Here is a 12,087-nt window from a genome sequence, read left to right as displayed (position 1 = left end):
GCGAATACGTGAGCCTTATGGTATGCAAAATCAATGCAATAGTATATGCGCCTGCCGAGGTTCTGCGACCGAGTGCTTATCACTCAGCCGTCTGTCTTATTTGGGTTTAAAAACTCCACTGATATTGATCGGCCAGCAGCTTGAGGCTCATCACCAGAGACATGACCACCACCAGCGGCTTGATGATCTTGCTGCCCTTGGTGATCACCAGACGAGAGCCCAGAGTCGCCCCGGCGGCCTGCCCTGCCAGCATCACCAACCCCAGCAGCCACACCACCTTGCCACCGAGGGCAAAAAAGATGAGCGAAGCAATATTGGTGGAAAAATTCAGTACCTTGGCATGAGCCGTCGCCTTGGCCAGACCGAACCCCGCCAAAGACACAAACGCCAGGGCAAAGAAGCTGCCGGTGCCCGGGCCGAAAAAGCCGTCATACAAACCCACCCCGAGTGCGGCGGTAAAGGCAAATACCCCAGGTGTCAGAACCCTGGCGCGGTCATCTTCGGTGATTTTTTTGGAAAACAAGAAGTAACAACCAATAGCCAAAATAAGAAACGGCAGCATCAACTCCAGCACACTGGCATCTATCAACTGAACCAAAATCGTACCGACTGAGGCGCCGACAAAGGCGCAGCCAATTGCCAGTTTCATCTCACCCAAATTCACCATTCCTTTACGGACAAAGTAGAGGCTGGCGAAGAAACTGCCACCACAGGCCTGTAGCTTGTTGGTGCCGAGCGCAGTCGCCGGAGGCAGTCCGGCCCACATAAGCGCCGGAATAGTCAACAGGCCACCGCCACCGGCGATAGAGTCAATAAAGCCCGCCACCAGAGCAACCAAAAACAGAACCGTAGCCAATTGCAGAGTGAGTTCAAATGCCATTTTTATGTTATCGAATACTGAGTTGAAGGATTGCTATTAGACGCAGTTTGCCCGCAAAAGGCAAAGGAGTTATTCTCGTTTTCACGTGAGATTTTCTCACACAATAAACAGCGGAGAAAACATGTTTCAGGAATTACCGCCTCTCAATGCCCTGCGTTCATTCGAGGCGGCGGCAAGGCTACAAAGCATTACCCTGGCGGCGCAGGAGCTGTATGTGACCCACGGTGCCATCAGCAAACAGGTGCGCTTACTCGAGAGTTTTCTGGGGTTCAGTCTGTTTGTGCGTCAACACAGGCAACTGGCGCTCACTGATGAGGGGCGGCAATACCTGCCGCAGGTGCAGGCGGCACTGCAGACCCTGGCCAATGCCACCGCCGAGTTGAAACGTCAAAGTCTCAAGGCGCAGACCCTGGCTATCAATGTGTTGCCCAGCCTGACCATCAACTGGTTAATCCCGAGAATGGAGGAATTTAAGTCACGCTTTCCGCAATTGTATGTGGATCTCACCATAGGCGACTTCGCCGTCGACTTTGCCAGCGGTCGCTACGACATCGCCATTCGCTCCGCCACCAGTGAGCCTCAGGGAGTGAATGTGATCAAACTGATGGATGAAGAGCTGTGTCTGGTGTGCTCACCACTGCTGGCTCCCAAGCTAAAGCAACTGGAAGATATCAACCAGGTGACGCTGCTGAAACACACCACCCGTCCTGAGCTTTGGCCTTACTGGGCCAGGCAACTGGGGATAAAACTTACCACAGAGCAGAAGTTTGGCGTCGAGCATTTCTATATGCTGAGTCAGGCCGCCGCCAGCGGCATGGGGGCGGCGCTGATCCCGCGTTTCTTTATCGAAGATCAGCTCAAGGCCGGCACTCTGGTGATCCCCTTTGAAGCCCCCTTTGTCAGCCCCTACAGCTATTATCTGTTAACCCCCAAGTCCAGCAGCCTGCCCCGTAAGTCGGCGCTGTTTATCGACTGGTTGCTGTCCGAGTTTGCGCCATATCGCGTGCATTGTTAGTGCAAAACAGAGAATCGTGCTGAGTAATAAAGCCTGGCAGCTAATCACAGCTCAAATCTTTTTATAGCTACTTTTCAACACTATGAAGTAAAAAGTGACTCCCAGGTAACTGATAACCCGGATTCAAAGCCAAAGTACAACACTGGCGGTTTGATTCGGTGACCTACACTACAGGCAACCGACGCCATTAGAATGAACTCGTTTGCTTATTCCTTGCTCCAGTGAGCCTGGAGGGGCAACCAAGATTTTGGCAAGGGCTCGAAGGGGAGTAACCTATCAACACCAAGGAGGAGGTATGAAGCACTATCGAGGCAGTTGCCTTTGCGGCAAGGTTCGTTTTGAAATCAACGCTGAGCTGCAGCAATTCTTTTTGTGTCACTGCAGTCGCTGCCGCAAGGATTCAGGTTCGGCCCACAGTGCCAATCTGTTTTCAGACAGCGCCGAGTTAACCTGGCTCAGTGGCCAGGACGCCATTACTGCGTTTACCCTACCCGGTACCCGCCACAGCCGCCACTTTTGCGCCGTTTGCGGCTCGGCGCTGCCCCAAGCGGTCGAGGGTGGCCGCCTGCTGCAAATACCCGCAGGCAGCCTGGACGATGAGCCGGGGCTGACTCCCCAGGCGCATATTTTTTGTCAGGCGCGCGCCGCTTGGGATCAGGCTTTGGAGCAAGTGCCCTGCCTGGAGCATGGCCCGGTTTAAGAGTATAGGGCACAGCACTGTGATAAAGGCGCCTACTGCCAGTCCGCGTAGCGGTGCTTGACTCGGAAGCGGTTATCTCAGCAGCGATTACCTAGAAAGCTGAGACTTATGATCCCGGGTTTACCGCCAACTCCACCATGGCGGCGGTGTACATCTTAAGGTTCAGCTGCAACTGCTCGCGGGTGATAAACTCATGTTCACTGTGGCCTGTATACTCGACATCCGGCATGGCCGGACCAAAACTGAGGGCATTGGGAAACAGTTTACTGTTGGTGGAACCGCCAATAGCAACAGGTTTAGGGTCGGCAATACCGGTAAACTCGGCAAACACATTGAGCAGGGTCTGCAGATGCGGCGCCTTATCCATCACTTTGGGCTCGCCCCAATAGCTGCTGACATCGACCAGAGTCACGCCGTGGGATTGCTGCCAACCGGCCAGCGCCGCAGACAGCTGTTTATCCAAAGTTTCCGGGCTCTTGCCTACGGGGCGCCTTAGGTTAAGCGTAATGCTGGTCCCCCCCTGCCCCCACTCCACCACAGTCGGCGCCAGCGACATAGGCCCCATAAAGTCATCGCTATAGCCCAGCTCACCAAAACGCTGGGCATAGAGGTCCAAGCCTATCATTTCATTGATAAATGCCAGGGTTAATGCCGACTGGCTCGGCGCGAATATCTCAGACTCCAACAGCGCAGCCAGATGCGTTACTGCATTGACACCATCTTCAGGGGTTGAGGAATGGGCCGATTTGCCATTGGCGGCGATCTCCAGGCTGTCGAAATCCAGGGTAAAATCATAGCGCATCCCATGCTGGGAGTCTGCGGCGCGTTGCAAACGGCTGACCATGGCGCTGTCGGCTCCGCGGATCAGGGCCAAGGCCTGCTGGGGGATCTGACTGGCAAAGGAGCCACCGCTGAAATGCTGCAGCTGCGGTTTATCGAAATTAGGCGCCTTGACTTTGGCTTCAGGTATTGTGAGTTTTATCTGACTCCAGCCCTTCTCGGCGGTGACCACAGGATATTCGGCGTCTATGGTGATATTCATATCGGCCGCTTGATAGTCCTTGAGAAACACTTTCAGCGGCTCCCAGTCCGACTCCTCGGCCAGATATACCATAAGCTCAATGCGGCGATTCAGTTTTACCGACTTGTCCTTGAGCGCCTTCATGGCGTACATGGCGGTGACTATCGGCCCCTTGTCATCTTCGGTGCCGCGGCCTATCAGCTTGCCCGGTTGCGATTGAGTATCCAGTTGATAGGGACTCTGGTGCCAAAGGGTTGAATTGGCCGGTTGCACATCCCCGTGAGTAATAATGCCTAGCTTGTTAGCGCCGCCGCCCCTGTCTTCGCCAAGGCCTATCAAGAGCACATAACCGTGATCGGCATAATCCAGCCCCAACTGCTCCGCTTGGGCCTTGAGCGCCTGCTTGAAGCCGATGAATTCCGGATTGGTGTCGGGCGTCAACCCTGGGATAGCCTCGGTATTGAAGTACACCAACTCGGCGAGGCTCTGTTCCATCTCGCTGCCGTAGCGGTCAAGACTGTACTGGGCCAAGGTTTTCGACAGTGGCGAGACTTTACTCAATGCAGACTCAGTACCTTGGGCAGCGCTTACGCTTGAAGTCTGGCTCGAAGCCTGAGGCGTAAAGCCGCTCTCTGCGCTTACAAAAGGAGCGAACAAGCACAGGGACAGCGACAGGGATAAACGGGAAACTGTTCTTATCATCATGGCAGGGTGGCTTTTGTTATCTTTTATTATCAAAGGCCTGAGAGTGTGCCACAGATACAGTTTCGATACTGCATTCGCTAAATTTTGTTACAAACTAAACAGGACAAAATTGGCCTTTTTCAATACGCCATGTTACTAAGGACGGCTTCGGCGCGGCCCGCCGCGCCATACGGGAGATAAACACCAGCATAGAGGAATAACAATGAAGGGAATGACCCTCTCTCCAGTGGCTCTGGCCCTGGGACTGGCGCTGACACTGAGCGCCTGCGACAACCAGCCTGTATCCCAGAGCGACACATCTGCCCAATCCCAAGCGCCTGCGCTCCAGAATGGCACGGGCACCAACCCAGCCGCAGCCAAGGCCGAACAAACCCGGGACAACCCTTTCTTCCAGCCCTGGAATAGTTACCTTGAAATCCCCGCCTTTGATCGCATCAAGTCCGAGCATTACCTGCCGGCCTTCAAACAAGGGATTGCCGAGCGCAAGGCAGAGATTCAGGCCATCATAGACAATCCGGCCGCCGCTGACTTTGCCAACACCATAGAAGCCATGGAGCGCAGTGGCGCCTTGCTGACCAAGGTGTCAGGGGTGTTTTATAACCTCACCAGCGCCGACACCTCCGCCGAGCTGCAGAAGATCTCCAAGGAAGTATCCCCGCTGTTGTCTTCCAGTCGCGATGATATTTACCTGAACAACGCCCTGTTTCAGCGGGTCAAGGCTGTCTATCAGCAAAAAGATCAGCTGGTACTGAACCCGGCGCAGCAGAAACTGCTCGAAGACACCTACAAACGCTTCAGCCGCGGCGGTGCCAACCTGGATGACGCCGGCAAGGCGGAGCTTAGAAAGCTCAATGAGGCGATTGGCAAGCTGAGCCTGGAGTTCGGCGATAATGTGCTGGCAGAAACCAACGACTTTGAACTTGTGATAGACAAACAGGCCGATCTGGCCGGTCTGCCGCAGGATGTGATTGACGTTGCCGCCCAGGCGGCCATCAAGCGCGGCCATTCCGGCAAGTGGGTATTTACCACCCAACGCCCCTCCGTCACCCCGTTTTTAACCTATGCCGATAATCGTGAGCTGAGAGAAAAACTCTACAAGGGTTATATCGAGCGCGGTAACAACGACAACGCCCACGACAACAAGAAGGTGCTGGCAGAACTGGCGGCTCTTAGAGCCAAACGAGCCCAGCTTCTGGGCTATCCGAGCCACGCCCACTATGTGCTGGAAGAGCGTACCGCCAAGACTCCGGAAAATGTCTATGCCCTGCTGGATAAAATTTGGCCCACCGCCCTGGCCCAGGCCGAAGCCGAAAAGGCCGAGATGCAAAAGCTTATCGACAGTGAAGGCAAGGACTTCAAACTGGCCGCCTGGGACTGGTGGTACTATGCCGACAAAATACGTGTCGCCAAGTACAGCTTCAACGAACAGCAGACCAAGCCTTACTTCTCGCTGGAAAACACCCTCAAGGGCGTGTTCTACACCGCCAACCGCCTCTATGGCATCAGTGTCACCGAGCGTGACGATCTGCCCAAGTATCACCCGGATGTACGTACCTTCGAGGTGAAAGACAAAGACGGCAGCGTTATCGGTATCTTCTTTGGCGATTACTATGTCCGTGACAGCAAACGCGGCGGCGCCTGGTCCAATGCCTATCGCCGTCAGGCGGTGGTCGATGGCGTCAACGAGCAGCCCATCATAGTCAACGTGCTCAATTACCCTCGTCCCAGTGGCAATGAGCCGACGCTGCTGACCTTCGATGAAGCCGGTACCCTGTTCCATGAATTCGGCCATGCGCTGCACGCCTTGCTGTCCAAGGTGGAGTATCGTTCCCAGTCCGGCACTTCTGTGCCCCGCGACTACGTGGAGTTCCCGTCACAGGTGATGGAAAATTGGATGACTCAACCGGATGTGCTGGCGCATTTTGCCAAGCACTATCAAACCGGCGAGGTGATCCCCCAGAGTTTGGTAGACAAGATCCGCGCCGCCAGTAAGTTCAACCAGGGTTTCGCCACAGTGGAATACATGGCAGCCACCAAGCTGGATCTGGACTGGCACAGCAGCAACGTCACCGAACCTCAGGATGCGGCCGCCTTCGAGCAACAATCGCTGAGCAAAATGGGGCTGATCTCTGAGATAGCGCCGCGCTATCGCTCCACCTACTTCAGCCACATCTTCTCCGGAGGATATTCGGCCGGTTATTACTCCTATATCTGGTCTGACATTCTTGGCGCCGATGCCTTTGAGGCCTTCAAGGAAAACGGTATTTTTGACCCGGCTACCGCCAAGGCTTTTCGCAGCAACATCCTAGAGCGCGGTGGCAGTGAAGATCCTATGGCACTTTACAAGGCGTTCCGTGGTCAGGAAGCCGCCATTGAGCCACTACTGCGCAACCGCGGCCTGCTGGCGGAATAAACGCTTGCCGGATTGGTAATGCCCAGCCACGCAAACAAAAAAGCCGTTCGCTGAGTGAACGGCTTTTTTGTTCTTTCTCAGGGCTGGACTTTTTCAGGGCTGGGCTTTCTCAAGACTGGGCTTTCTCAAGGCTGACCGGTGTATTGCTTGACTCCGGGCGGGATAACAAACCAGTCCTGCTTTTCACTGACCCAGGCATGGGCGCTCGGCTCAATGATACGGGTATCTTCCAGGTTGCTGGGCTTGAGCTTGATGCTCTGCGGCTCCGCCGGGTTATAGTGATAGATACGATTGCCGCAACGACCACAAAACTTGGCGGCGCTGATATTGCCGCTGGCCGAACCACGCTGCCAATGGCTCAGTTCGCCACTGAATTCTATATCTTCGGCTCTGACAATCGCCGTAATGCTGAAGGCACTGGTGGACAGCTTCTGGCATTCCTTGCAGTGGCAGGCCACCACCATCTGCGGCGGCGCCAACAAGCGATAACTGACAGCGCCGCACTGGCAACTGCCCTTGATGGGATAACGAATAGCTTCCATAGCTTTTATCATCTTATCTTAGAAAAACACCCGCCTTTTGGCGGGTGTTATCAAAGGGTTCAGTCTACCAGACCTCGGCGCTTGAGCAGCGCATCCACTGTGGGTTTCTGGCCGCGGAACTGGATGTAGTCCTGCATCAGATCCTCACTGTTCCCCTTGGAGAGAATTGCCTGACGATACTTGTCACCATTGGCTCGTTTGAGGCCGCCTTCTGCCATGGTATGGGCAAAGGCGTCGGCAGCGAACACTTCGGTCCACAGGTAAGCATAATATCCGGCCGAGTAACCACCACCGAATACATGGCTGAAATAAGTCGACTGGTAACGCGGCAACACAGGCGCGTAATCCAGGCCATGTTTGGCACGAGCCTTGGCTTCGAAGGATTTAACGTCCGCCACTTGTTCACCGGCCTTGAGGGAGTGCCACTCCATATCAAGCAGCGCTGCGGCCAGATACTCTACCGTGTCATAGCCCTGGTTGAAGCTGGCCGCTGCTCGCACTTTTTCCAGCAAGGCTTGCGGAATCGGCTCGCCGGTTTTGTAGTGCTTGGCATAGTGAGCCAAAACATCCGGATCTGTGGCCCAATCCTCGTTGGCCTGGGAGGGGAACTCAACAAAGTCCCTCGGGGTAGCAGTACCAGCCAGGCTTGGGTATTTCACCTGCGAGAACAAACCGTGAATGCCGTGGCCAAACTCATGGAACATGGTGGTCACTTCATCAAAGGTCATCAGCGTAGGCTGACCTTCGGCTGGTTTGGGAATATTGAGCGCGTTATAGACCACAGGTTTGTTATCCAACAGGAAACTCTGGGTCACCAACTCATCCATCCAGGCGCCACCGCTCTTGCCCACTCTGGCGTAAGGGTCCAGATAGAAAAGCCCGATGGAGCTGCCGTCTTCATTGAATACTTCCCAGGCGCGGACATCCTCCTGCCATACCGGCAGATCCTTACGCTCTTTCATCGTGATGCCGTAGAACTTCTGCATGGCGTAGAACATGCCGTCATTCAGCACGGTATTGAATTCGAAGTAGGGCTTGATCTGGCTCTCATCCAGATCGTATTTGGCCTTGCGAACCTGCTCGGCATAGAAGGCCCAGTCCCATGGCTGCAGCTCAAAGTCGGCACCACTAGCCTTGATTTGCGCCTGGATATCCTTGCCTTCAGCCTTAGCCTTGGCAACGGCCTTGGGTGCCAGGTCATCCAAAATGGCAAATACCGCATCCGGATTAGCAGCCATCTGATCGGCCAGTACATAGTCAGCCCAGGTTTCATAACCCAGCAGTTTGGCCTTTTCGGCGCGCAACTGTGCCTGCTTGAGTACGATAGGACCATTGCTGGCCATGGCACGATTGGCCGAAGTCTGCCAAATTTTCTCTCTCAGGCCTCTGTCCTCCAGGCTCGACAGCAGTGGCTGGCGGGTAGTATTCACCAGGCTTATCAGGTAGCCCTCTTTACCCGCTTCCTTGGCGGCATTGGCCAGGGCGCCTATCTCATCCTCGCTCAAGCCTTTGAGCTGCGCCTTATCGGTCACCAGGATCACATCATCCTTGAACGACTTGAGAATGTTTTGCGAAAACTCGGTCGACAATGTAGCCAGCTCACCGTTGAGCTCACGCATTTGGGTCTTGTCGGCTTCGCTCAATTTGGCGCCGGCACGAACGAATTGATTGTAATAGAAGTCCACCAGGCGTTGATCTTGCGTGCTCAGGCTATCTTTATGGTGGTAGACGGCTTCAACCCGGGCAAACAACTTGGGATTGAGGAAAATATTGTCGCTGTGCTCGGTAAGCTTGGGAACGATTTCCCCTTGAATGGCTTGAAGCTCATCATTGGAAAGCAAGCTCACCATACTGAAAAACACTCTTGTTGTGCGGTTGAGAAGAGCACCGCTCTTTTCCATAGCCACTATAGTGTTATCAAACGAAGCGGCTTCGCTGTTGTTGATTATACTGGCGATCTGCTGCTTGTGTTCCTTGAGCCCGGCTTCAAAGGCCGGCAGATAGTCTGCTGTCTTTATCTTGTCGAACTGCGGCGCATGATATTGCAGCGGACTTGGGCTGAGCAGCACATTGCTTGCGGTTTGCTCAGCACTTTTTGCCTCTGGCATACTTTGACTCACTTGTTTTACCTGGGTATTGCTGACAGTTTCTTTGGTTTGCTGTTCGGCACAGGCGCTCAGCACCAGTGCAGCGCCTATGGCGGTGGCGATTAATGTCTTACGCATCTTGACTCCATTAACGGCAGGCTATTGCTTAGGGAGGGTACGAATCAGTCCTCATGGCATTCTGCATAGGACTTGTTCGCACCTTCCATTGTTATAATTTGCTACCCGGGACACCTGTCTCGGCGGGGCAACAGCCCTGTTGATTCCCGCCCCTACCTTAACAACTCTTCCGCTCTTTGGACAATGACTTAACTGTAAGAAATTCTGCTCACTTACCGTCAATTCGATATGAATGCGCATGCGTCCCGCCGATAACTCAGGCTTATCTGTCTAGACAAGAAAAGTGTGCGCCTGCCACAGCATCGGGTGGCACCAACCTGCCCAATGTCACAAATTGTCACTGGCTTTTACCGTCCAATGTCACATAAATGTCTTCGCCTTTCGCTATACTGCGCCTCGCCTAACCAGGTTAATCATATGATTAACAACAGGTTGACAAGGTGATGGCGGGAAAGTCTCCCGGGGTCAATAATAAAAACCAAGAGTAGTAAACAATGCAAACCAAGACATTAATCACACTGGCGATTGCCGCCGCACTGGGACTCAGTGCCTGTAACAGCGACGACAATGATGAACCAACGGTCAGCGTAAATCTGCGGGTATTGGAAACCACAGATCTGCACACCAACATCATGGATTACAACTATTACAGCGGCAAGGAAGACCCCACTATAGGTCTGGCCCGTACCGCCAGCCTGATCCATGCCGCCCGCAAAGAAGTCACCAACACTGTATTGGTCGATAACGGCGATCTGCTGCAGGGCAGCCCTATGGGCGACTATATGGCCAAAGTGGGTATCGCCGATGGTGAAGTGCACCCCGCCTACAAGGCGATGAACCTGCTTGATTATGCCGTGGGTAACATAGGCAACCACGAATTCAACTACGGCCTGGATTTTCTGGAAAAATCCCTCGCCGGCGCGCAGTTCCCCTATATCAACGCCAACGTTTATTGTGATGCCGATGATTGCTGGAACGGGATCAAAAAAGGTGACAACCTGTTTACCCCATACCTTATCAAGGAAACCGAGGTTAAGGACACTGACGGCAACAGCCACAAGCTCAAGATTGGTTATATAGGTTTTGTGCCTCCGCAAATTATGCTGTGGGACAAGCAGAACCTCACCGGCAAGGTACGTGCCGAGAGCATAGTGGAGAGCGCCAAGAAATTTGTGCCGCAAATGAAGGCTGAAGGCGCCGATATCATTATCGCCATTCCGCACTCAGGCATTGGCTCCACCGAAAACCCAGGCGATCCTGCTGCCGAAAACGCCACCTATGCCCTCACCTATGTCGACGGCATTGATGCCATCATGTTCGGCCACAGCCACTCCATCTTCCCCGATGCCCGCTATGGCGACTTGCCCAACACAGATGTGGAAAAAGGCCTGCTTAACGGTGTCCCCGCCGTGATGCCGGGTCGCTGGGGCGACAACATGGGCCTGGTCGACTTCAAACTGCAGCTTAAAGACGGCAAATGGACAGTGCTCTCGGCCCGCACCGAGGCACGCCCCATCTATGACGGCACCAACAAGACGCCTCTAGTGGAAGCCGATAAGGACATTCACGACGCGGTTGAGCTGGAACACCAGGGCACTATGGACTTTGTCGAGCAGCCAATCGGGGTCGCCGCCGCCGACATGTTCAGTTTCCTGACGCTGGTGCAGGACGACCCGACTGTGCAAATTGTCTCCGACGCCCAGATAGCCAACGTCAAGGCCAAACTGCCGGAAGCACTCAAGTCATTGCCGGTGCTCTCTGCAGCCGCGCCGTTCAAGGCCGGTGGCCGTCACAGCACCACCAGTGATGCCGATCAGTATGTGATGGTGGACAAAGGGCCGCTGACCTTCAAGAACGCCGCCGATCTCTATCTCTACCCCAACACTATGGTGGCGGTTAAGCTAAACGGCGCTGAGCTGAAAGACTGGCTCGAGTGTTCGGCCAACCAGTTTAACCAAATAGATCCAGCCAGCACTGAGCCGCAAGAGCTGGTGAACTATAACCACCCCACCTATAACTTTGATGTTATTGATGGCGTGACCTACAAGATAGACGTGACTCAACCGAGCAAATTCGACGCCGATTGTGCTCTGGTCAATGCCGATGCTTCGCGGATTATAGATCTGGCTTTCACCGACAACGAAGGCACTGTTTATACAGGTGAAACCCTGGCGGCCAAGGAGTTTATCGTCGCCTCCAACAACTACCGCGCCTTTGGCGGAAAGTTTGCCGGCACCGGCAGCGAGCACGTGGTACTGGAACTACCGGACACCAACCGTGAAGCTCTGGCGGCTTACATCACAGAGCAATCCAAGTACAATCCTGAAACCGACAAGTATGACGCCATGGTTAATCCCACGGCTGACTATAACTGGGACTTCAGGAATATAGATACGAATGTTGCTCTGGACATCCGCTTTGTCACCCAGGACAGTGACAAGGCCGCCAACTTCATCCAGGCCAACCAGCAAAGGACCATGACCAAGCTAAGTACCGATGAACTGGGCTTTGCCGTCTACCGCATAGATCTCAAGCCTGCCCAATAAGGCTGTCAGCTGAGACATAAAACGAACCAAGCGCCCTCAG

Annotated in this window: 8 protein-coding genes; 4 read left to right on the top strand and 4 right to left on the bottom strand. The window is 54.2% G+C overall.

Annotated elements, in window-relative coordinates:
• Window positions 1–106 precede the first annotated feature (106 nt).
• A complete protein-coding gene (locus ACMHXH_RS04545) occupies window positions 107–880 on the bottom strand; it encodes a TSUP family transporter (protein ID WP_039033430.1) in 774 nt (257 codons plus the stop codon).
• Window positions 881–1,001: 121 nt separating this feature from the next.
• On the opposite strand from ACMHXH_RS04545, the gene gcvA reads away from it, so the two are divergent.
• Window positions 1,002–1,895 carry a transcriptional regulator GcvA gene (gene gcvA, locus ACMHXH_RS04540; protein WP_251767074.1) on the top strand — a complete coding sequence of 298 codons (894 nt, stop codon included), beginning with the start codon at window positions 1,002–1,004 and terminating at the stop codon, window positions 1,893–1,895.
• Between the two features lie 295 nt (window positions 1,896–2,190).
• Window positions 2,191–2,595 (top strand): GFA family protein, encoded by a 405-nt coding sequence (locus ACMHXH_RS04535; RefSeq protein WP_039033432.1) that lies wholly within the window; start codon window positions 2,191–2,193, stop codon window positions 2,593–2,595.
• Between the two features lie 106 nt (window positions 2,596–2,701).
• Here the strand turns inward: ACMHXH_RS04535 and ACMHXH_RS04530 are convergent, their stop codons facing one another.
• Entirely contained in the window at window positions 2,702–4,321 is a 1,620-nt protein-coding gene (locus ACMHXH_RS04530) for a dipeptidase (RefSeq protein ID WP_335911999.1), read from the bottom strand.
• Between the two features lie 202 nt (window positions 4,322–4,523).
• On the opposite strand from ACMHXH_RS04530, the gene ACMHXH_RS04525 reads away from it, so the two are divergent.
• Entirely contained in the window at window positions 4,524–6,734 is a 2,211-nt protein-coding gene (locus ACMHXH_RS04525) for a M3 family metallopeptidase (RefSeq protein ID WP_335911998.1), read from the top strand.
• 125 nt (window positions 6,735–6,859) lie between these two features.
• On the opposite strand, the gene ACMHXH_RS04520 is transcribed toward ACMHXH_RS04525, so the two are convergent.
• Window positions 6,860–7,276 (bottom strand): GFA family protein, encoded by a 417-nt coding sequence (locus ACMHXH_RS04520; RefSeq protein ID WP_186299981.1) that lies wholly within the window; start codon window positions 7,274–7,276, stop codon window positions 6,860–6,862.
• A gap of 59 nt (window positions 7,277–7,335) precedes the next feature.
• On the bottom strand, window positions 7,336–9,501 hold the full coding sequence (locus tag ACMHXH_RS04515; RefSeq protein WP_039033436.1) for a M3 family metallopeptidase: 2,166 nt from the start codon (window positions 9,499–9,501) through the stop codon (window positions 7,336–7,338).
• Window positions 9,502–9,995: 494 nt separating this feature from the next.
• Here ACMHXH_RS04515 and ACMHXH_RS04510 point away from each other — a divergent pair, with 494 nt between their 5' ends.
• Complete coding sequence (locus ACMHXH_RS04510; protein WP_039033437.1) at window positions 9,996–12,047, top strand: bifunctional 2',3'-cyclic-nucleotide 2'-phosphodiesterase/3'-nucleotidase; 2,052 nt, start codon at window positions 9,996–9,998, stop codon at window positions 12,045–12,047.
• Window positions 12,048–12,087: the final 40 nt, after the last annotated feature.

The sequence above is a fragment of the Shewanella sp. BJSY2023SW001 genome, assembly GCF_047314685.1.
GTDB lineage: Bacteria > Pseudomonadota > Gammaproteobacteria > Enterobacterales > Shewanellaceae > Shewanella > Shewanella indica.
Note: the sequence above shows the minus strand (reverse complement) of the source record. Positions and strands in the feature narration are given on the sequence as shown.

Excerpts from the sequence above, each read along its gene's own strand:
- ACMHXH_RS04545 (WP_039033430.1), bottom strand. The coding sequence starts at position 880 with ATGGCATTTGAACTCACTCTGCAATTGGCTACGGTTCTGTTTTTGGTT.
- gcvA (WP_251767074.1), top strand. The coding sequence starts at position 1,002 with ATGTTTCAGGAATTACCGCCTCTCAATGCCCTGCGTTCATTCGAGGCG.
- ACMHXH_RS04535 (WP_039033432.1), top strand. The coding sequence starts at position 2,191 with ATGAAGCACTATCGAGGCAGTTGCCTTTGCGGCAAGGTTCGTTTTGAA.
- ACMHXH_RS04530 (WP_335911999.1), bottom strand. The coding sequence starts at position 4,321 with ATGATGATAAGAACAGTTTCCCGTTTATCCCTGTCGCTGTCCCTGTGC.
- ACMHXH_RS04525 (WP_335911998.1), top strand. The coding sequence starts at position 4,524 with ATGAAGGGAATGACCCTCTCTCCAGTGGCTCTGGCCCTGGGACTGGCG.
- ACMHXH_RS04520 (WP_186299981.1), bottom strand. The coding sequence starts at position 7,276 with ATGGAAGCTATTCGTTATCCCATCAAGGGCAGTTGCCAGTGCGGCGCT.
- ACMHXH_RS04515 (WP_039033436.1), bottom strand. The coding sequence starts at position 9,501 with ATGCGTAAGACATTAATCGCCACCGCCATAGGCGCTGCACTGGTGCTG.
- ACMHXH_RS04510 (WP_039033437.1), top strand. The coding sequence starts at position 9,996 with ATGCAAACCAAGACATTAATCACACTGGCGATTGCCGCCGCACTGGGA.